The organism is Neptuniibacter halophilus (assembly GCF_030295765.1).
Classification (GTDB): domain Bacteria; phylum Pseudomonadota; class Gammaproteobacteria; order Pseudomonadales; family Balneatricaceae; genus Neptuniibacter; species Neptuniibacter halophilus.
Window position 1 is genome coordinate 2,479,622 of record NZ_AP027292.1, and the last position, 21,414, is coordinate 2,501,035.

Annotated in this window: 17 protein-coding genes; 4 read left to right on the top strand and 13 right to left on the bottom strand. The window is 55.1% G+C overall.

The genetic code is table 11. From position 1 onward, the window contains the following. The 5 genes from QUD59_RS11540 to QUD59_RS11560 form a co-directional block, all read right to left on the bottom strand. The gene (locus tag QUD59_RS11540; RefSeq protein WP_286237156.1) at positions 1-1,923 is read right to left on the bottom strand and encodes a PrkA family serine protein kinase; all 1,923 of its coding nucleotides are present in this window, start codon (positions 1,921-1,923) and stop codon (positions 1-3) included. Between the two features lie 158 nt (positions 1,924-2,081). Continuing rightward, positions 2,082-3,206, bottom strand: coding sequence for a dihydrolipoamide acetyltransferase family protein (locus QUD59_RS11545; RefSeq protein ID WP_286237159.1), 1,125 nt, complete (start codon positions 3,204-3,206; stop codon positions 2,082-2,084). Beyond that, a complete protein-coding gene (locus QUD59_RS11550; RefSeq protein ID WP_286237161.1) occupies positions 3,203-4,189 on the bottom strand; it encodes an alpha-ketoacid dehydrogenase subunit beta in 987 nt (328 codons plus the stop codon). The genes QUD59_RS11545 and QUD59_RS11550 overlap by 4 nt, the downstream gene beginning before the upstream one ends. Further along, the gene (gene pdhA, locus QUD59_RS11555; protein ID WP_286237162.1) at positions 4,186-5,268 is read right to left on the bottom strand and encodes a pyruvate dehydrogenase (acetyl-transferring) E1 component subunit alpha; all 1,083 of its coding nucleotides are present in this window, start codon (positions 5,266-5,268) and stop codon (positions 4,186-4,188) included. The genes QUD59_RS11550 and pdhA overlap by 4 nt, the downstream gene beginning before the upstream one ends. 16 nt (positions 5,269-5,284) lie before the next feature. Continuing rightward, positions 5,285-6,325 carry a Leu/Phe/Val dehydrogenase gene (locus tag QUD59_RS11560; RefSeq protein WP_286237163.1) on the bottom strand — a complete coding sequence of 347 codons (1,041 nt, stop codon included), beginning with the start codon at positions 6,323-6,325 and terminating at the stop codon, positions 5,285-5,287. Between the two features lie 404 nt (positions 6,326-6,729). Between QUD59_RS11560 and QUD59_RS11565 the strand changes: the two genes are divergently transcribed. After that, positions 6,730-7,938: a L,D-transpeptidase family protein gene (locus tag QUD59_RS11565; RefSeq protein WP_286237164.1), complete on the top strand. Its 1,209-nt coding sequence runs from the start codon at positions 6,730-6,732 to the stop codon at positions 7,936-7,938. A gap of 17 nt (positions 7,939-7,955) precedes the next feature. Beyond that, complete coding sequence (locus tag QUD59_RS11570; RefSeq protein ID WP_286237165.1) at positions 7,956-9,335, top strand: L,D-transpeptidase Cds6 family protein; 1,380 nt, start codon at positions 7,956-7,958, stop codon at positions 9,333-9,335. A gap of 112 nt (positions 9,336-9,447) precedes the next feature. Here the strand turns inward: QUD59_RS11570 and QUD59_RS11575 are convergent, their stop codons facing one another. Further along, complete coding sequence (locus tag QUD59_RS11575; RefSeq protein WP_286237166.1) at positions 9,448-10,728, bottom strand: tetratricopeptide repeat protein; 1,281 nt, start codon at positions 10,726-10,728, stop codon at positions 9,448-9,450. Positions 10,729-10,887: 159 nt separating this feature from the next. On the opposite strand from QUD59_RS11575, the gene QUD59_RS11580 reads away from it, so the two are divergent. Next, the gene (locus QUD59_RS11580; RefSeq protein ID WP_286237167.1) at positions 10,888-12,537 is read left to right on the top strand and encodes a FecR domain-containing protein; all 1,650 of its coding nucleotides are present in this window, start codon (positions 10,888-10,890) and stop codon (positions 12,535-12,537) included. After that, the gene (locus QUD59_RS11585) at positions 12,537-13,652 is read left to right on the top strand and encodes a CHASE2 domain-containing protein (protein WP_286237168.1); all 1,116 of its coding nucleotides are present in this window, start codon (positions 12,537-12,539) and stop codon (positions 13,650-13,652) included. Before QUD59_RS11580 ends, QUD59_RS11585 begins: the two co-directional genes overlap by 1 nt. Positions 13,653-13,680: 28 nt before the next feature. Here the strand turns inward: QUD59_RS11585 and purD are convergent, their stop codons facing one another. The 7 genes from purD to accC all read right to left on the bottom strand — a co-directional run bounded on the left by purD (position 13,681) and on the right by accC (position 21,401). Further along, complete coding sequence (gene purD, locus QUD59_RS11590; RefSeq protein ID WP_286237169.1) at positions 13,681-14,967, bottom strand: phosphoribosylamine--glycine ligase; 1,287 nt, start codon at positions 14,965-14,967, stop codon at positions 13,681-13,683. 112 nt (positions 14,968-15,079) lie between these two features. After that, positions 15,080-16,660, bottom strand: coding sequence for a bifunctional phosphoribosylaminoimidazolecarboxamide formyltransferase/IMP cyclohydrolase (gene purH, locus QUD59_RS11595; protein ID WP_286237170.1), 1,581 nt, complete (start codon positions 16,658-16,660; stop codon positions 15,080-15,082). Between the two features lie 35 nt (positions 16,661-16,695). Beyond that, positions 16,696-16,980: a DNA-binding transcriptional regulator Fis gene (fis, locus tag QUD59_RS11600; RefSeq protein ID WP_286237171.1), complete on the bottom strand. Its 285-nt coding sequence runs from the start codon at positions 16,978-16,980 to the stop codon at positions 16,696-16,698. Between the two features lie 21 nt (positions 16,981-17,001). Continuing rightward, complete coding sequence (gene dusB / locus QUD59_RS11605; protein WP_286237172.1) at positions 17,002-17,988, bottom strand: tRNA dihydrouridine synthase DusB; 987 nt, start codon at positions 17,986-17,988, stop codon at positions 17,002-17,004. 150 nt (positions 17,989-18,138) lie between these two features. Beyond that, the gene (locus QUD59_RS11610) at positions 18,139-19,032 is read right to left on the bottom strand and encodes a zinc-ribbon and DUF3426 domain-containing protein (protein ID WP_286237173.1); all 894 of its coding nucleotides are present in this window, start codon (positions 19,030-19,032) and stop codon (positions 18,139-18,141) included. Next, positions 19,032-19,928, bottom strand: coding sequence for a 50S ribosomal protein L11 methyltransferase (prmA, locus tag QUD59_RS11615; RefSeq protein WP_286237174.1), 897 nt, complete (start codon positions 19,926-19,928; stop codon positions 19,032-19,034). Before prmA ends, QUD59_RS11610 begins: the two co-directional genes overlap by 1 nt. Positions 19,929-20,060: 132 nt before the next feature. Beyond that, on the bottom strand, positions 20,061-21,401 hold the full coding sequence (accC, locus tag QUD59_RS11620) for an acetyl-CoA carboxylase biotin carboxylase subunit (protein ID WP_286237175.1): 1,341 nt from the start codon (positions 21,399-21,401) through the stop codon (positions 20,061-20,063). Between the last annotated feature and the right edge of the window lie 13 nt (positions 21,402-21,414).

Here is a 21,414-nt window from a genome sequence, read left to right on the forward strand (position 1 = left end):
CTACTGTGACTTTCTCACCCGGATATACCATTCGGAAAGCAGGCGAACCTGTTTCTCGGTGTAGCCCCGTTTAATCATCCGTTTAACAAACTCGCCGTGTTTGGTCTGTTCGTCGCTGGAGGCTTTGGCGTTGAAGGAGATAACCGGCAGCAGATCTTCTGTGTTGGAGAACATTTTCTTCTCGATCACTGTCCGCATCTTCTCATAACCCATCCAGGACGGGTTGTTGCCGTTGTTGTTAGCCCGGGCACGGAGTACAAAGTTAACGATTTCGTGACGGAAATCCTTAGGGTTGCTGATACCAGCGGGTTTTTCGATCTTTTCCAGTTCCTCATTAATTGCCTGACGATCCAGAATGTCACCGGTTTCCGGGTCCCGGTATTCCTGATCCTGAATCCAGAAATCAGCATAGGTGACGTAGCGGTCAAAGATGTTCTGACCGTACTCGGAGTAAGATTCGAGATAGGCGGTCTGAATCTCTTTGCCGAGGAATTCGATATATTTCGGCGCGATGTACTCTTTCAGATAGCCGACATAGCGTTCCTGCAACTCCGCAGGGAACTGCTGCTGTTCGATCTCTTTTTCCAGAACATACAGCAGGTGAACCGGGTTGGCGGCCACCTCTGACGGGTCAAAGTTAAACACCTTGGACAGAATCTTGAACGCGAAACGGGTAGACAGGCCGTCCATCGCCTCATCGACACCTGCGGAGTCTTTGTACTCCTGCATCGATTTAGCTTTTGGATCGGTGTCTTTCAGGTTTTCACCATCATAGATCCGCATTTTTGAGTAGACGCTGGAGTTTTCAGGCGTTTTGATGCGCGACAGCACCGAGAACTGGGCCAGCATATTCAGTGTATCCGGCGCGCAGGGGGAGTTGTTCAGCGAACTGTTCTCCAGCAGTTTTTCGTAGATATGGATCTCTTCAGTCACCCGGCAGCAGTAGGGCACTTTAACGATGTAGATTCGGTCTATAAAGGCTTCGTTGGTTTTGTTGTTCTTGAAGGTCTGCCACTCGGACTCGTTTGAGTGCGCCAGCAAAATACCGTCGTAGGGGATTGCGCCCATACCTTCAGTACTGTTGTAGTTACCCTCCTGGGTGGCGGTCAGCAGTGGATGCAGCACTTTGATGGGTGCTTTAAACATCTCAACAAACTCCATAATACCCTGATTGGCACGGCACAACGCGCCGGAGAAGCTGTAGGCATCCGGGTCGTGTTGCGGGAACTCTTCCAGTTTACGGATATCCACTTTACCCACCAGACTGGAGATATCCTGGTTGTTTTCATCGCCGGGTTCAGTTTTGGCGATACCGACCTGATCCAGAATAGACGGGTAGAGTTTGACCACCCGGAACTTGGAGATATCCCCACCAAATTCATGCATCCGCTTGGCTGCCCAGGGCGACATAATTCCTTTCAGGTAGCGGCGTGGGATTCCGTATTCCTCCTCCAGAATCACGCCATCTTCTTCTGGCTTAAACAGGCCCAATGGTGATTCAAATACGGGCGAGCCTTTGATTGCATAGAATGGAATATGCTCCATAAGGTGCTTGAGGCGTTCTGCCAGTGAGGACTTACCACCGCCGACAGGCCCCAGCAAATAGAGAATCTGTTTACGCTCTTCCAGCCCCTGAGCTGCATGTTTAAAGTAGGAAACAATATTTTCGATCGCATCTTCCATTCCGTAAAACTCACTGAACGCCGGATAGCGTTTAATCAGTTTGTTGGAAAAGATCCGGCTCATACGCGGATCACTGGCGGTGTCGATCAGCTCGGGCTCACCAATGGCCTGCAGCATTCGCTCTGCTGCATCAGCGTAGATTAAAGGATCCTGCTTACAGAGCTGCAGATATTCGTCCAGGCTGTACTCTTCCTGCTGGATTGACTCATATCGGGCTTTGTAGTGGTCAAAGATACTCATATTAATCATCCTCTTTCAGCCAAGACTAGTGATGGATAAAGAAGCGTTTTATGTTTACTTTTCCGGGCCTGTATATAGTCAGTGTAGTTCACATTTTCCGACTGTGAGGAAATGATTGTGCTCTTTGGCTCTTTTTTAATCGCATGATTTATAAGGGGTTATACTTCGGCTTGTTGCAGATCATCCAGCAGTGTCCGCAGGAACCGTGCAGCCTCGCCACCAGTGAGTGCGCGGTGATCAAAAGTTATTGATAAAGGCATAATCCGGTGGACTACCGGCTTGCCTGAGACCGCAACAACCTGCTCGCGAATGACCCCGGCACCGACAATAGCTACCTGGGGCGGAACTACCACCGGGCTGGCATAACGACCGGCGATTGTGCCGAAATTACTCAGGGTGATAGTAGCTCCCTGCAGCTCCTGTGGAGGAATGGTACGTGCCTTCACATCGGCCCGCAGCCGATCAAGGCCAGCACGGATATCGCTGGCAGAACGGTTGCCGATATCCCGTAGTACCGGTACGAACAGTCCCTGCTCGGTATCCACGGCAACGCCCAGATCAATTTTGTCATGCAGCCGTCGGCTCAGTGCAGTGCCGTCGAACCAGGCATTAAAAGCGGGTTCTGCCTGACAGGCGGCGCTGATGGCGTGGATCAGCCGCAGGGTGATGTCGGTACCTGCAGGCCAACTGTGGATATCGGCATCTTCGTTAATGCTGACCGGCACCACCTCGGCATGGGCCCGGCTCATCGCCTGAGCCATATGTTTACGCACCCCGCGCAGAGGTTCTGCTTTACCGTGTTGCTGCTCCAGCCGGGCCGCCTGCTCCACATCCGCAGGCGTGATATTACCGTGCTGGCCGCTGCCCTGTAGCTGGTTCAGATCGATATTCAGGCGTCTGGCCAGAGCCCGCACCGCCGGGGTTGCCCGCAGGCCGGGTGTCTGTGGCAGGCTGCTGGGGGCTGCGCCGATGATAAATTCATCCTGAGCAGCGCTGCTCTGCGCCGCACGGGGAATCTCACCCACCACGGTGCCACTGTCACCGCTCTCCTCTCCGGCGAATTCAAGTAAGGGCTCTCCGGTGTGAATGGTGTCACCGGGTTCACCAAACAGATGGGCGATGACCCCGGTCTGAGGGGAGGGCACTTCAATAATGGCTTTTGCGGTTTCCACGGAAACCAGAATCTGGTCGGTTTTGACCTCGTCCCCTTCACTAACGTGCCACTCCAGAATTTCAGCTTCAGGCAGGCCTTCGCCCAGATCAGGTAATTTGAAATATTTCATACAAACTCCAGGGTCTGAGTAACGGAATCGATGATATCCTGCGTATTCGGCAGGTAATGTTTTTCCAACCGGAAGTAAGGCATTACGGTATCGTAGCCGGTAACGCGGGCAATGGGCGCCTGCAGATCCAGCAGTGCTTTCTCTGCCACACTGGCGGCAATTTCAGCACCCATCGCGGCGGTTCTTGGTGCTTCGTGGATAATCACCAGACGACCGGTTTTACGCACGGATGCGAGGATGGTGTCCAGATCCAACGGGCTGATACTGGCCAGATCGATCACTTCACAACTAACGCCCTGCTGCGCCAGTTGATCGGCGGCCTGCAGAGTCTCGGTGATCATCGCTCCCCAGCTTAGCAGGGTGATGTCGGAACCTTCACGCAGGGTGAAGCAGCGCCCTATAGGCAGGGCTTCGCCGTTATCTTCCACCGTTTGCTGCTGGCTACGGTAGATGCGTTTCGGCTCCAGAAAAATGACCGGGTCCGGATCACGGATCGCCGCGAGTAACAGGCCGTAAGCCCGGGCTGGAGAGGAGGGGATGACGACTTTCAGGCCGGGTATATGGCCAAGCAGGGCCTCGGTGCTTTCTGAATGATGCTCAGGGGCGTGGATGCCGCCACCAAAAGGGGCACGGATCACCAGTGGGCAACTGAGACGGCCGCGGGTTCGGTTACGCAACCGGGCCGCATGGCAGATGATCTGCTCCAGTGCGGGAAAGATAAACCCCATAAATTGCATCTCGGCCACCGGTTTCAGCCCCTGACTGGCCATACCAATTGCCAGACCGGCGATCATATTCTCGGCCAGCGGGGTATCCATCACCCGCTTCAGACCAAACTCATCCCGCAGATTAGCCGTGGCGCGGAAGACACCGCCGTTAACGCCGATATCTTCACCCAGCAGTACCATATCCGGATCACGACGCATCTCGGAGGCCAGTGCCAGATTAACGGCTTCAAGAAGGCATACTGAACTCATGATCATTCTCCCTCCTGATGATGGCTGCCACCGGGCATGGCGCGAACCTCAGCCCAGTCGCGTTGCTCATTCAGATGTGACGGCAGTTCGGCATACATGAAATCGAAGATGGAACTGACCGGTTGTGGTGGAATTGCCAGATAGCTGTCGGCCGCCTGCTGGACTAACTGGGCGATTTCCTGCAACAGGGCCTGCTCCTGATCCTCATCCCAGAAGTTCTGAGAGCGCATGAAATTACGCAGCCGTTTAACCGGCTCCCGCTCCCAGGCTTGTTTCAGCTCATCGTTGGAGCGGTAACGGGTGGCATCGTCGGCGGTGGTATGATCACTGAGGCGGTAGCTGATCGCTTCAATCAGGGTCGCCCCTTTGCCTTCATAGGCGCGTTGCAAGGCTGTTTGCATCGCTTCGTGCATGGCGATCGCATCATTGCCGTCTACCTGAATGCCGGGAATACCTGCACCGATCGCTTTGTCGGCGAGCCTTGTCGCGGCAGACTGGATCTTGCGGGGCACAGAGATTGCCCACTGGTTGTTATTGATGATGAAAACCACAGGCAGTTGCCAAACACCGGCGATATTCAGTGCTTCCATAAAGTCGCCTTTGGAAGTACCGCCATCGCCGATCATAGTGACCGCCGCTCTCTTTTCACCGCGGATCTTGATCGCACTGGCGACGCCACAGGCGTGCAGGCACTGGGTTGCAATGGGCACGGCGTTGGGAAAATCTTTCTGCATCGCCGTTGCCGCGTTACCCCGCTCATCGCCGCCCCAGTAGAGAAAAACCTCTTCCAGTGGCATGCCGCGAATAATCTGGCAGGCGTGATTACGGTAGTAGGGGACCAGAACGTCCTCTTTGCTCATGCTCAGGGCCACGCTGACATCAATCGCTTCAGCGCCCAGCAGCGAGGCATAGGTGCCCAGTTGCCCGGTGCGCTGCAGTGCAATCGCTTTACTGTCGAACTGCCGTGCCAGTTGCATGTAGTGATAACAGCGCTGCAGCCGGTCCGGTGTGTTACACCAGTCCGGTAGTGTCTGTGTCGGCTGGCCTTCACTGTCGAGATATTGCAGAGGTAACTGATCGGTCATTATCCTGTCCTCCTGCTTAGGCTGCCGAGTTGAACTTGGCGGCCTGAATAATCGCTTCGGCCCGCTGATTGGCGATCCGGTGAACCGGTTTCGCACACTGCTGAGCTTCCTGATAGAGCTGGAATAAAGCATCCCCAATACCTGTTACTTTGCGACGGATCTCAGTCGCCGGGCGTTTGGCGTACTGCAGGGCGACAAAAATGAGTCCCCCGGCATTGATCAGGTAATCAGGTGCATAAAGAATATCCCGGGCCAGAAGCTGTTCACCGTGCTGCTCTTCGGCCAGTTGGTTGTTGGCTGAACCCGCCACTACAGCGACCCTGAGCTGCGGGATGGTGTGATCATTGAGGATGGCGCCCAGTCCGCAGGGGCAGAAAATATCCGCGTCGGCTGCGTATATCTCTTCCGCGGCTACGGACCGGGCATTGAAATTCTGTTCACAGAGCTGAACCCGCTGCGGGTCGATATCCGCAACGATAAGACGGGCACCAGCCTGATGTAAAAGACGCGCGACTTCGTAGCCCACGTGGCCCAGTCCCTGAATGCTGACGGTCAGGTCACGCAGGCTGTTACGGTTCAGTTTAAATCGGGCAGAGGCTTTAATCCCTTCGAATACGCCCAGTGCGGTATTGGGTGAGGGATCGCCAATGTCACTGGTACAGGTAACAAACGGAGTACTCTGGTTGATCTGATCCATATCACTGATCTGGGTGCCGCTGTCCATGGCGGTGATATAGTCGCCGCCGAGGGTATCGACAAACCGGCCGAAACTCTGCATCAGCGCAGCCCGGTCGAAATCTTCTTCGGGTTGAATCAGTACCGCTTTAGCGCCGCCGTGGGGCAGGCCGGAGAGGGCTGCTTTGTAACTCATGCCGCGGGCGAGGCGGAGGGCGTCGGTAATTGCATCTTCATCACTTGCATAAGGGATAAAACGGCAGCCGCCAATGGCCGGGCCGCGTACAGTGGAGTGTATGGCAATGATCGCCCGGAGACCGGTGTCGGGGTCATGACAAAAATGCAGGCGTTGTGTAGCGTTGCTTTCCATCTGCTTGAACATCACGGGGTCCTCCGCTCTTTCTACAGGAAAACATCTGTCTGAGCCCGGATTCCGAGGTTACATGGGTCGCATTTTCCGGCGGAACCGAACCCGTTATGGGTATGAGTATCTTTTGGAACTCTACCTTTTGGGATAGCACATGTTTTGGCAAAGCGCTGAGCAAAAGATTCATTTTTTCAGCGAATAAAAAATCCATTTTGCGACTGCGAAATGAGGCTGAGGGCAGGGAAATAACTCAATCTGTTCCGGCTGCGGCCGAAAACATGTTGCAATGAGGCAATTGTCAGATAGCTGTTTGGAAATGGGGCAAAAATAGCTGATTTTTTAGACGCCTGTAGAGTCCCATTATTGTTGAATATGTTTATAATCGATGGATTAAATTTTCTTCGGGGTTGCACAAATAGATGATAAAGGAATGGACCAGTTCACTGTTGTCATTGGCGATGGCAGCCCTGATACCGGTGGCCGTACAGGCGCAAGAAGTGAATCCGTACGGCCTGTCAGAAGGAAATGAAGAGCTGCTTCTCAGCGGTCTTCGCAACCTCAATAGCCACGAGCTGGATTCGGCGCTTTCCGATCTGCAGCAACTGACCGAGCGGCGTCCGGATTTTCGTCTGGCGCAACTGATCTACGCGGATATTCTCGCAGCTCAGGCTCATGGCCAGCCGCTGAGTAATCAGGGGGAAGGGCACAAGCAGAAGATCGATGGTCTGATCTCTGAAGCTAAAGCTCGTCTGCTGATGGCTAAAGAGAAGCCGGGTGCGAATATGCTGCCGGCGGATATGCTGCAACTGTCACCGCAGCAGAAACATATTATCGTGGTCGATACCCGCCTTTCCCGCCTGTTCCTGTTTGAAAACCAGCAAGGTGTTCCGGTGCTGGTTAAGGATTACTACGCCTCATACGGGCGCGGGGGAATCGGTAAAGAGAAGCGGGGGGATCTGAAAACACCACTGGGAGTTTACTTTGTCACCAGTCGCCTGGAAGATGAACAGCTCCCTTCCCGCTACGGTTCAGGCGCGTTGCCACTGAACTACCCTAATGTATGGGATCAGCGTCACGGCCGGACCGGCAGTGGAATCTGGCTGCATGGATCGCCGGTGGAAACTTACAGTCGACCACCGAAAGCCAGTGAAGGCTGCATCTCCCTGACCAATCCTGATTTTATCGAACTGGATAAGCAGATCGATTACCTGAACACTCCGGTGCTGGTGGGGCATAATATCCGCTGGATCGAGAAGTCAGACTGGCTGGCGCAGCGGGATCGTTTCAACAACCTGATCGATCGTTGGGCTGCCGACTGGGAGAGCCGGGATCATCAGCGTTACATCGATAACTATGCGTCCAGTTATCGTGATGGCAAGCGGGATTTTGCTGATTACTCCAGCTACAAGCAGCGGATCAACAGCAGTAAAAAGTTTATCGATATCGGTGTGCGTAATCTGAGCCTTTACCGTTATCCGGATAATCCTGATCTGATGGTTGCCACCTTCCTGCAGGATTACAAGAGTGACAACCTTCAGGGCAGTTCGGTAAAACGTCAGTATTGGGTATACGATCAGGAACGTTGGCGTATCGCTTATGAGGGCAAGCCCTCGCGGGGTAATCCTTAGTCGGCTGGAGAGCGGTATTGAGTGAAGGAATGAGCGCTGCTGAGCTGTTGCTCAGCAATCTGAGTGACCACCGGGTGATTCGCATCGACGGTGGTGATGAGTGGATGTCGCAACTGACCGCTCAGGTAAAACGTGCTCATCCGGATTACCTTGAAATCAGCGGCGCACTGGAGCTGCTGCCACTGATGGCCCGACTGGCCCGTCATCTGAATTGTGCAGCGGAAGATCAGGCCATTCGCGAAGTCCTGAGTCAGCGAAGCTCTCAGGAACAAAGCCTGTTACTGATCGCGCATGTTCAGCAGGTTGATGAAGACGCCCTCCACTATCTGCTAAGTCTGACCGAGCTCCTCGCCGGGGAGCAGCAGGCGGTGACGGTTTTGCTTTGCTCAACCCCGCAACTGGTGCATCTGTTACAGACGGTTCCCGCGTTGGGAGGTCGTCTTGATGGCTATTATCAGGAAGAAACAGCCCCGCCTGAACCGCCGCGAGGAGCCGGTCTGAAACCTGTTTACCTGCTGTGTGCACTGCTACTGATCCTGTTGGTTGCTGTACTGGGTTACAGGGTTGTTGGTACCGGAAGCAGCGGGCCTGAACCGGTCGAAGTGGCTTCTGAGCCAGCACCAGAGCCAGAGCCTGTCAGAGCATCTGAAACCTCCACCCCGACCGGGGTTGTCGGGCAAAACCCTGTCATTGCGGCAGAGCCTGAATTGACCCCGTCTTCCCGGCCGGACACTCCGCCACCGACTCCGCCTGAGCCTGTTGAACCTGAAAGAAGCAATCCGGTAGTGGATAAACAACTACTGACGGAACTGACCGAGGTGGTGAGTCAGGCCCGTCCGCAGGAAGTGTTGCAGGTCGAGGTTTTACCTCAGCCTGAACCAACGCCAACGCCAACGCCAACGCCAACGCCAACGCCGGTAGCTGAGGAGAAGGTTCAGTCAGAGGGCCCGCTCACAGCGCAGCAGCGACCTGTTGGGGCTGAGACTGTAAAGCTTCCTTCTGCGATTGAATCTGCAGAGGCCGTCAGTGATGAAGAGGCTGTGCGTCAGTTAGTTGCTGTCTGGTCTGACGCCTGGCAGAGGCAGGACTGGGATAGCTATATCGCCTGTTACGTACCTGATCAACTGCCGTTCGGTATGAAAATGTCTTTACCGCAGTGGCTTGAGTTCCGTAAGCAGCGCCTGCTTTCTCCGCAGTGGATAAAGCTGAAGATTGGTGAATTGACCCTGACCCGTCTGGATCCGCACTGGTACCGGGTAGAGTTTTATCAGCGCTTCGAAAAGCCCGGCTATGCGGATGAGACCACTAAGCGGCTGGAGCTGAAGCTGACTCCTGATGGCTGGCGAATCGCCACTGAAGCGCCCAGAGGGACTGTGGTACTGAAGCGTGGCCCCTGACAGAGATCACAGTCGCAGGATCTGACCAGCCGGTATTCGGTATTCTGATCTGTCTTTAGAGAAGAGAGCCATCCCCGCTGACAGGGATGGCTGATTAAATATCGGTGACGGGTTAATTAATAATCTGCTGACTTTGTTCCAGGCTGATTTTCCATTCACCGCGGGTTTTCACCAGCACAATACGTTTACGCACCCGGTCTTTATAGGTATCCGATTCATATAGCTGATCGAAATTAGCTTCGGCCAGATGTTCGCTCAGCATATTCACCTGAATCTCACCCAGTTCAATTTTAATGTACTGTGGCTTGCTCAGGCGCAGGGCGCGTTGGGCCACCCACTGATCATGTGTCAGACTCGGGCTTGGGCGGTACTCATCGGTGTAGGCACGAACATAATTCTGATGGTTCTGGTTACGCCAGGCGCTGGCCCAGTTGCGCAGGTGATCGGTAATGGCCGCCTGTGCTGTCTTGGTATTGTCTGCCGCTACCGGAGCCTGTGCCTGAGCCGTAGCGGATGGTTTCTCCGGCTCAGATTCTTGCGTTACTGTGCTAACCACCGTAGCTGGTGCTACCTCAACCACTTCAACCTGTTCCGGCGTTTGTGTCGCCTCAGTGGCGGAGTCTGCAAGCGTTTCTGCCGTGGTGGCTGAGGTCACTTTGGTTGGTTCGGCGGGTGCTGTCTGCGCTGCAACAGCCTGCGGTGTGTGGGCCTGTGCGGGCTGTGCAGTGGCTTCAACTTCAGTGATCATCGCCAGATGAGGGCCGGCAGCGCTCGCCTGCTGCAGATCCAGTGCCTTGCTGTAGGCCTGTGAAGCCATCGTGGCATAGATCTCTTTCAGGTTCTGCTGGACCCGTGCATAACTGGGGTGGGTCATAAACGCCTGTTGCAGGGTGCTTATCGCCCGCGCCAGATCGCCCTCTTCGGCATAGATCAGCGCCAGATTGTTATAGGGTTCCGGCTGATTCGGAAATTGTTGCAGCATTCCTTCCAGAAGCGGTTTGGCTTCAGCGGTAGCGCCCATGTTCTGTAATACGACAGCCTTGAGGAACAGGGAAGGATAATCGTCCGGCTGTGTCTGTAAACGCTGCTCCACCGCCGTCAGTGCCGCCTGATGCTGACCATCCTGACTGAGCTGCAGAATCCCTTTGCTGCTGTCGCCGGCTGCTGTTGCCGAGGAGGGGCGGGCGTTGAGCACGGCCTGAGTTTCCTGTTCCAGCCAGGCACATTCCGTTCCGGGAACGCCATTACAGTCAGTGATCCGGGAGACCTCCTGAGGAGGCTCTGCAGCGGGTTGAACGGGCTGCAGGGTATTGCAGGCTGAGAGCAAAGTTGCAGGTAACAGAACGCCGAATACGCGCAACTCTTTTCTGAGGAATACTTCGGGTTTCAGCATCGATATAAGCATTGAAGTCAGCTAATGGTCGAAAGATTATACGCATATAAGCAGGCCTGTCACAGGGGATAAATGCGTTGCCGCTTGGCTGATAAGTACAATTAATGGGAGAATAGCTGTTTCAAAAACAACCACCCACTGTAAAGGACGCCGGGCCCTGTGAATAAAACCCAACAATGCTTGTTCTCGATGCTGCTGCTTGTTGTTTCGCCCCTGTCGCTGGCGAAGGAAACACCGGACTGGAACTATGTGATGCAGCCCGGAGAGTCGATCTGGAGTATTGCCCATGAGTTGCTCACCGACTGGCGTCACTGGCAGGCACTGGAAAGCTACAATAATGTCCGCAATGACCGTCAGATGCCGCCGGGAACGGTTCTCAGAATCCCGCGAAATCTGATCAGTGAACAAGCCTCCGATATCCGGGTAGTCAATGTCAGTGGTACGGTGACGGCAGAGGTCGATCTGGAGCATGGGGCGCGGGCCCACCTGCCCTTGTTAAGAGGGCGAAATCTGCGTCCGGGGGACCGGATTCGCACTGCCGCACAGTCCAGTGTGTTACTGGAGTTTGCTGATGGCACTCAGGTTCTGATACTGGAAAGCAGTTTGCTGCGGGTAGAGCAGGCCAGTGTTATGGGGCAGCAACGCAAAGTGGTGGATATTCAGGTCTTTCTGGAATCCGGTGAAGCCGAAATCAGGGCTAATCCGAAAAAATTGCCAGGCTCTCGTTTCCTGATCGATACGCCCGCTGCCTTTGCCACGACCAAAGGAACGCAGTACCGGGTCAGGGCTGAGGCAGAGCGAACCGCAGCCGAAGTGACTCAGGGGCTGATCGGCGTGACGAATAGCCGGGGTGATACTCGGGTTGCGGCGGGATATGGCACCTTAGCCCGGGCTGATGAGGCACCCCGGCCGCCGGCTAAACTGCTGCCCGCGCCCGGATTAGAAAATATTCAGCAGCCATTACGCTATCTGCCGGAACAGATCCGCTGGGCGGCTCTGCCCGAAGCTACCGGCTACCGTGTGCAGATCTCACCGGACCCTGAATTCAGTGCACTGGTTGTTGATCAGTCGGTGACCCGGGCGCAGTTTAATCTGCCGGTCCGGCTGCAGGATCAGCCCTACTGGCTGCGGGTCAGCGGAATCAGTTCAGAGGGGTTGCAGGGATTCGCCCAGGTGCAAAAAATCGTGATTGATGCCCGGCCGTTTCCGCCACTGCAGCAGACGCCAGTACAGGGCGCGAGCCTGTATGTGGGGGCGGTGGATTTCAGTTGGTCACAGCCTGAACTGGCGGCCAGCTATCATCTGGAGATCGCCCGTGATGAGGGTTTTACTGACCGGGTCCGCCTGGAGCAGGGTATCAGGGCCGCTCAGTGGCAAGAGACGATCACCCGGCCGGGTGTGTATTTCTGGCGGGTCAACAGTGTTACGGCTTCCGGCGAAGAGGGGCCATCCGGTGTGATCGGGCAGTTTAACGTCATGGCACTGCCGCCGACGCCTGAACTGCAGCAACCGGTTATCGATCAGGAGCAACTGACGTTGCGCTGGCGAGAGGAGCCGGGTGTGGCCCGTTATCAGTTGCAGTTGGCCGGGGAGCCGGAATTTGCGAATCCCGAACTGGATCAGATCACTACCGACTCTGCTCTGAGCGTTGTAAGACCTGCCTCAGGGAATTATTACCTGCGAGTGCGCGGGGTGTATGAAGATGGTGTATCCGGTGGCTGGTCTGAGCCTCAGCAGGTGGTGGTTCCTGTTGAAAGCTGGTGGCCGCTTGCGATACCTGCCTCCACGCTGTTGCTGCTGTTACTCTGATGCTCTCTGTACGTCAGTTTCTGCCGATTCTCGCTGCACTGCTGGTGCTCCTGTTGTTTACCCGGACGTCACAGCAAGCGTGGCTGGATCAGCATGTTTACGATATTGTCGGGCGCTATTATCCGGCGGCCCCGGCGGGGTCTGATCAGGTGGTATTGATCAGTATTGATGCTGACAGTATCAACCAGTTCGGTGGCTGGCCATTGGATCGCGCCCTGCACGCTTCTGCCATTCGCACCCTGACCACTTACGGTGCTGCTTCGATTACCTATAATCTGGCGTTTGCAGAGCGGGGCGCTGCTTCGGCAGACAGTAAGCTGTTGCAGTCAGTTCAGGCCAGTGGGCGGGTCGTGTTACCACTGATTGTGGAGCAGGGGCGGGAGCGACTCCCGCTGGGTCTGATGCAGTTGGCTGGAGCGAGTTATGCGCACGCCGACCTGCCACTGGACAGTGATGGCGTCCTGCGGCGTCATTTTTTATGGGCAGGCGTAGCCTACCCGCGCTGGCCGAGCCTGCCCGTGGCAACCCTGCAGTTATATCCACAAAAATTGATGTCGCACTATCCCGGCCTGCGAACGCCCTACCTGCATATTGGCTTTTCCGGGCGCTGGAGCCGGGATTATGAGTTATTAATGCCGCTGGGGTTAACCCGCCGCAGCGAGGAACTGGTGCGCTTCAGCCTGAAGCAGTTGCTCGGGGGAGAGATCGACCCGGGCATGATTCGTGGCAAGGCAGTGTTTGTCGGCGTCAGTGATGCACGGATCGAAGCTCCGGTCAGGGTAGCGGGGCAGGGCGCTTATTTCAGTACCCGGATACAGGCGCTGATGTTTGATGCCCTGCAACAGGGGCACTATCTGTCACCGACACTGCCGCTCTGGTCAGAACTACTGGGTGCGATGGTGACCTGCAGTCTTGGGTTTCTGCTGTTGCTTAAGCTGCCAGCAGGGCTGATCTGGGTGTGCAGAAGCCTTGTTGTGATGGGTCTTCTATTGCCATTGGGACTGTTGTTGCAGGGGTACTGGTTGAGTATGCTGCCCACGTTTGCGGGAATGCTTGCTGTGCTGTTGACGGTGACGCTCTCAGGCCGCTGGAAAAAACAAAAAAGCCCTGAATGATCAGGGCTTGTTTTGTTGCAGGGCGTGCTTAGCTGTTCTGCTCGCGGGCGATCGCACGGTAAGCGATATCCTTGCGGAAGTAGGCGCCTTCCCAGCTTACCTTAGCCAGCAGTTCGTAAGCGCGTTGCTGAGCTTCAGTAACGGTCTCGCCCAGTGCAGTTACACAGAGTACACGACCTCCTGCCGTCACAACCTGACCCTCTTTCAGGGCGGTGCCGGCGTGGAAGATCTTGGTACCCTCAGGGCACTCAGCCGGGAAGCTGATCACATCGCCTTTACCATAATCACCGGGGTAACCACCGGCAGCCATAACTACGCCGACTGATTTGCGGGAGTCCCACTCTGCTGTGGTCTGGTCCAGTTTACGGTCCAGCGCAGCGTTACACAGCTCAACCAGACTGGACTTCAGGCGCAGCATGATTGGCTGGGTTTCAGGATCACCAAAGCGGCAGTTGTATTCGATCACTTTAGGGGTGCCATCGGCCTGAATCATCAGACCTGCATACAGAAACCCTGTGTATTCATTACCTTCCGCTTTCATACCGCGCACAGTCGGCATGATCACTTCGTCCATGATCCGCTGATCGATCTCTGGCGTGACAACCGGGGCCGGGGAGTAGGCGCCCATACCACCGGTGTTAAGACCGGTATCGCCGTCACCCACGCGTTTGTGGTCCTGGCTGGTTGCCATCGGCAGTACATTGTCGCCGTCGACCATAACGATGTAAGACGCTTCCTCACCTTCGAGGAACTCTTCAATGACCACGCGGCTACCTGCTTCACCGAAGGCATTGCCGGCCAGCATATCGCGGATCGCGTCTTCGGCTTCTTCCAGCGTCATGGCAACGATCACGCCTTTACCGGCAGCCAGACCGTCGGCTTTCACTACGATCGGTGCGCCCTTTTCACGGACATAAGCCAGTGCGGGTTCGATCTCGGTGAAGTTTTCATATTCAGCGGTCGGGATCTTCTGGCGTGCCAGAAAGTCCTTGGTGAAGGCTTTAGAGCCTTCAAGCTGAGCAGCGCCTTCAGTCGGGCCGAAGATACGCAGGCCGTCAGCCTGAAAGCGGTTGACTACGCCGGCAACCAGTGGAGCTTCCGGGCCAACAATTGTCAGACCGATGTTGTTCTCTTTGGCGAAGCTGACCAGAGCTTCCAGATCCATCACGTCGATGGCGACGTTCTGCATTTTGGCTTCCTGAGCGGTTGCAGCGTTGCCCGGTGCGACAAATACCTGTGCTACCTGTGAATCCTGTGCTGCAGACCATGCCAGTGCGTGTTCGCGTCCGCCGGAGCCGATAATCAGTACGTTCATGTGCTAATCCTTGTTAACAGAAAACCCCGCGTCTGACAGAGCTGCCGGACCGGGGTTTTGGGCAATAAGCCGATGGCGTTAAACCTGCTCACAGGCTTATTGCATTAAATGCTTAGTGACGGAAATGACGCATGCCGGTGAAGACCATGGCCATACCGTGTTCATCTGCTGCATCGATCACTTCCTGATCGCGCATGGAACCGCCCGGCTGAATCACTGCTTTGATGCCGGCAGCCGCCGCAGAGTCGATACCGTCACGGAACGGGAAGAACGCGTCAGATGCCATTACAGAACCTTTCACTTCCAGACCTTCGTCAGCGGCTTTGATACCTGCGATTTTTGCACTGTAAACGCGGCTCATCTGGCCTGCGCCGATGCCGATGGTCTGACCATCTTTAGCGTAAACAATCGCGTTGGATTTAACGAATTTAGCCACTTCCCAGCAGAACAGCAGATCACGGATCTCCTGCTCGGTTGGCTGTACCTTGCTGACGACTTTGAGACCGGAAGCATCAACGCGACCCAGATCACGATCCTGTACCAGCAGGCCGCCGTTAACGCGCTTGTAGTCGAAACCGTGAGCGCGGTTAACAGACCATTCGCCGCACTCCAGCAGACGGACATTAGGCTTGGTTGCCACAATATCGGATGCTTCCTGAGTCACGGTGGGTGCGATGATTACTTCAACGAACTGACGATCAACGATCGCCTGAGCGGTAGTCCCGTCCAGTTCCTGGTTGAAAGCAATGATACCGCCGAAGGCGGAGGTCGGGTCAGTCTGGAACGCACGGTTATAGGCTTCCAGAATGTCAGCGCCGACTGCAACGCCACAAGGGTTGGCGTGCTTCACGATGACACAGGCCGGTTCTTTGAATGACTTAACGCACTCCAGCGCAGCATCAGTATCGGCTACGTTGTTGAATGACAGCGCTTTACCCTGCAACTGACGGGCAGTAGAAACAGAGGCTTCAGCAGGCTCAGCTTCAACGTAGAAAGCCGCGCGCTGATGCGGGTTCTCACCGTAACGCATCTCCTGCGCTTTGATGAACTGGGTGTTGAAAGTGCGTGGGAAGTCCGCCGCTTTGTCTTCTTCACCATCCACGATGGCGCCCAGGTAGTTGGCGATCATGCCGTCGTAACCCGCAGTATGTTCGAACGCCTTAACGGCCAGATCGAAACGGGTTTTGTGGGTCAGGCCTTTGTCCTGATCCAGTTCAGCAATGATGCTGTCGTAGTCGGAAGCATTAACAACAATGGCAACATCTTTATGGTTTTTTGCTGCAGAACGAACCATAGTCGGGCCGCCGATATCGATGTTCTCGATCGCCATTGGCAGGTCGCAGTCAGGACGTGCGATGGTTGCAGCAAATGGGTACAGGTTAACCACGACCATATCGATCGGATTGATACCGTGCTCGGACATGATGCCATCGTCCTGGCCGCGACGACCGAGGATGCCACCGTGCACTTTTGGATGCAGGGTTTTAACCCGGCCATCCATCATTTCCGGGAAGCCGGTGTAGTCGGATACTTCAACCGCCGGGATCTCGTTGTCCTTAAGGAGCTTGTAGGTACCGCCGGTGGAAAGGATCTCCACGCCACGGGCGTTCAGTGCCTGTGCAAACTCAACGATACCTGATTTGTCAGATACGCTGATCAGCGCACGACGAACGGGAGTGATGTTCTCTGCCATTGTCTCTGGTTTCCGAGTAGTCAATAAAAAGGGGCTTAAAGCAAACCGTACTGCTTCAGTTTCTTACGCAGGGTGCCGCGGTTCAGTCCCAGCAACTGGGAGGCTTTAGTCTGGTTATCCTTGGTATAGGTCATAACCGTTTCGAACAGCGGTGCTTCAATTTCAGACAGAACCATCTGATAGACATCTGTTACAGGCTGACCGTCAAGCTGACGAAAATAGTTGGTCAGGGACTGCTCTACGTTGTCACGCAGGGTCTGGTTAGTAGCTTCTGCCGGGTTGGAAACTAGGGTCGGTTGCTTAATTTCTTTGTATTCCACAGTACTCAATATCCAATCTAATTAGGCTGCCACGCCATCTGTTGAAGCCTTATCGAAAAATCCCTCGATAGCGGCGGCCTGATCTGCTGCTGTTTCTATCGTATTAAATTGCTTGCGAAAGCTACTTCCGTTGGTCTTGTTCTGCAGGTACCAGCCGACGTGTTTACGGGCGATCCGTACGCCCATATAGTCGCCGTAAAAGCTGTGTAGCTCCTGCAGGTGTGCCAACAGTATTTCCCTGATCTCCTCAAGTGCGGGCGGGGCGAGGATTGTACCGGTTCGCAGATAATGATCAATCTCACGTAGCAACCAGGGTTGTCCCTGAGCGGCACGTCCGATCATCACTGCGGCACATCCGGTGTGTTCCAGTACGGCTGCTGCTTTTTCCGGAGAATCGATATCTCCGTTGGCAAATACCGGAATGGAAACCGAATCGACAATATCGCGGATAGTGTCGTACTCCACTTCGCCTTTATAACCACAACTCCGGGTGCGGCCATGTACGGCCAGCGCCTGAATACCGGCATCTTCTGCAATCCGGGCCACGTTGAGGCCGTTTTTGCTGTTCAGATCCCAGCCGGTACGGATTTTCAGTGTCACTGGAACCTCAACTGCAGCGACTACGGCATTGAGTATGTCACTGACCAGAACTTCATCACGCAGCAGGGCTGATCCGGCGGCTTTGTTGCAGACTTTTTTGGCCGGGCAACCCATGTTGATATCGATGATCTGGGCACCGCGCGCAACATTCATTGCGGCAGCTTCAGCCATCATCTGAGGGTCGCCACCGGCAATCTGTACCGAGCGGGGTTCCGCTTCTCCGGCGTGATTCAGGCGGTAGGAGGATTTACGAGAGTTCCAGAGGCGGGTATCTGAGGTCACCATTTCTGAGACTACCAGACCGGCTCCCATACGTTTGCATAACTGCCGGAAGGGCCGGTCGGTTACGCCTGCCATTGGCGCCAGAATAACCTGACTGTCAATGGTGTATGGACCTATCTGGAACATAATGCGCCTTGAAAATGGTTAAAAAAATACCCGCAGCGTCACGAATGACACTGTTGTTTGAGTGATTAGGGAGGCGAACAATCATACTCTCATGAGTACGCCTCTCCAAGGACTTTTTTGATGATTTTTTGAACAATTTGCCTTGATTTTTCAGAGCGTCGGCGCTAGCAGTTCAAGCTCGTAACTGACCCCGCGAGTGCCGGGAGACATCAGGTCCAGAGAGATCTGAATCGGTTGCTGCGGAGGCATGGCGAGGGGGTCTACCACGGTCGGGTCAAGATAAGATTCAGGTTGCAGAATACGCGCTGCAACCGGGCGCTTTTTCAGGTCGGCGAAGGCGATGCCGAGGGCGGGAAAGGGTTGCCGGAAATCGGCTTCGTTAAGGAGAACCAGATCGATGGTAATCGCGTTTTCTATCTCGTTGTGCGGGCGGACATGGAAGGCCTGACTGCGGATCTTGCTCAGGTCGCTGCGCAGGGGCAGGTGGCAGTCGATGTGTGCACAGATAAAAGTATACAGTGGGCGATAGGTCTGGGTGGTGTACAGGTCGCCGCGGTTAAACCAGAGGTGCTGCACCAGCATAACGCCGAGCGCGAGCAGACAGGCAAAAAACCAGCCGGTGGAGGTCAGGGTATTGGGTTTTTCAGGTTTACTCAGAACTACCGGTTCCGCCTGAATGGTCAGTGTGGGTACGCTGCCCTCCGGGCTGCTAACGGTTTTCAGTAAAGCGGTTGCCGCAGGTTTTGGCTGTTGGTCCGGGGTGCCAGGGCGTACTGGTTCAGGTTGCGATTGCGGCTCTGGATTGCTGGGTTTAGCCTTGGGTGCCTGCGCCCGCCGCGGTTGCTTTGCTTGTGGTCTGGTTTTTTTTGCTGTTTGAGTCTGATGGGAAGCCGGCTCGTCCAGACTGTGCTCGATAGCACTGAAAACCGCCAGGCAGTGTCCGCAGCGGACCTGTCCCTGAGCGATTTTCAATTGCCCGGCGGTCACCCTGAACTGGGTTGAGCACTGCGGACAGCGGGTAATGATATGGCTTCCCTGTATCATCAGTTGTGTTTGCTACCTGTTACCCGGATCCAGCCATCCAGTTCGGCAACCGGATCCAGATCAAACCATTGTGAATAGGTACTGTGAATCTCTTCAGCTTGCGTACTCAGCAGACCTGAGAGGCAGAGTTTTCCACCGGGTTTAACCAGCGCCTGCAGAGTTGGAGCTAAGGCAACCAGAGGTCCGGCCAGAATGTTGGCAACCAGCGTGTCGGCCTGTTCCTGTGGTGTGTTTTCCGGCAGGTAAACCCGCAGCCGGTCATCCGCTAACTGGTTGCGTAGCAGATTGTCCTTACTGGCCTGCAGTGCCTGTGGGTCAATATCTACACCGATAGCCCGTTCGGCACCCAGCAACAAGCCGGCAATGCCGAGAATGCCGGAGCCGCAGCCGTAGTCGATCAGGTACTGGTCATCGAGCGCCTGACCGTCGAGCCATTGCAGGCAGAGCGCGGTGGTCGGGTGAGTACCGGTACCGAAGGCAAGGCCGGGATCCAGCATCAGATTAACCGCGTCAGGTTCCGGGGCCTCACGCCAGCTCGGGCAGACCCAGAGACGACGGCCAAACTGCATGGGGTGGTAGTTATCCATCCACTCCCGTTCCCAGTCTTTATCTTCCAGTATCTCGGCTTTTATCCTGGGTTCCGGCATGCCGGGAAACAGTTGCTGATGCCCCTGACGGATATAGTCCAGAGTGGTTTCCAGATTATGTTCGGCAGCAAACAGGCCTGTTATGGTGGTGTTTTGCCAGAGTGGTGTGGTGCCCAGATCGGGCTCGAAGATAGGTTGATCTTCACTGTCTTCAAAGGTTACGGCTGCACAGCCTGCGCTGAGCAGGAGGTCTTCGTAAGGCTCAGAATGTTCCGGGGTGGTCTGAATTTTTATCTGTAGCCAGGGCATTGCTTTTCTTCCATTACAGCGGGTTAGACAGAATTATAGTATCGACGATAACCGCGGTTATGAACAGAGAGCAGGTTGGAGCAGGCAATAAAAAACCCGCATAAAGCGGGTTTTTCAGGCAGAGATCCGGGATCAGAGTCCCAGTTTCTTCTCCAGGTAGTGGATGTTAACGCCACCTTCCTGGAATTTGGCATCAGCCATAATGTCCTGCTGCAGCGGGATGTTGCTGCGGATACCGTCAACCAGCATCTCGTTCAGGGCGATTCGCATCCGGCGCAGTGCGGTTTCACGATCTTCGCCGTAGCTGATTAGCTTGGCAATCAGTGAATCGTAGTGCGGTGGAACGGTGTAGCCGTTGTACAGGTGAGAATCGACCCGGATGCCATTGCCGCCCGGCGCATGGAAATGCTCAATCTTACCTGGGCTTGGCAGGAAAGTTTTCGGGTCTTCGGCGTTAATACGGCACTCGAAAGAGTGGCCCTGTACTTTGATATCTTCCTGTTTCAGAGAGAGTGGCATGCCGGAGGCGATGCGTAGCTGCTCTTTAACGATATCCACACCGGTGATCATTTCTGTAACCGGGTGTTCAACCTGAACACGGGTGTTCATTTCAATGAAGTAGAAACCACCGTTTTCGTACAGGAATTCGAAAGTACCTGCGCCGCGATAGCCGATCTCGATGCAGGCATCGACACAGGCTTGCAGTACGTTTGCACGGGCTTGCGGATCAAGATGCGGAGCCGGTGCTTCTTCAACCACTTTCTGGTGACGACGCTGCATGGAGCAGTCACGGTCGTACAGGTGAATCGCGTTGCCCTGACCGTCAGCCAGAACCTGAACTTCAACGTGACGTGGGTTCTCAAGGAATTTTTCCATGTAAACCGTGTCGTCGCCGAAGGCAGCGGCAGCTTCAGACTGAGTGACGTGGATCGCGTTGATCAGTGCGGCTTCAGAGTGAACCACACGCATACCGCGTCCACCCCCGCCTGCTGCGGCTTTGATGATGACCGGGTAACCGATACGCTTGGCGATTTTGTGAACCTCTTCCGGATCGGTTGGCAGAGCGCCATCAGAACCGGGTACGGTCGGTACGCCAGCGGCTTTCATCGCTTCAATCGCGGAAACCTTGTCACCCATCAGGCGAATGGTTTCGGCTTTAGGGCCGATGAAGGTGAAACCAGAACGCTCTACCTGTTCGGCGAAATCAGCATTTTCTGCGAGGAAGCCGTAGCCCGGGTGGATACCCACGGCGTCGGTGACTTCGGCTGCGCTGATAATCGCAGGAATGTTCAGGTAACTCTGGGGTGAAGGTGCAGGGCCGATGCAGACGGCTTCGTCTGCCAGGCGCACATGCATCAGATCGCGGTCTGCGGTGGAGTGGATAGCAACGGTCTTGATATCCAGCTCTTTACAGGCGCGAAGTATACGAAGCGCAATCTCGCCTCGGTTCGCAATAACTACTTTATCGAGCATCGAAGGATAATCC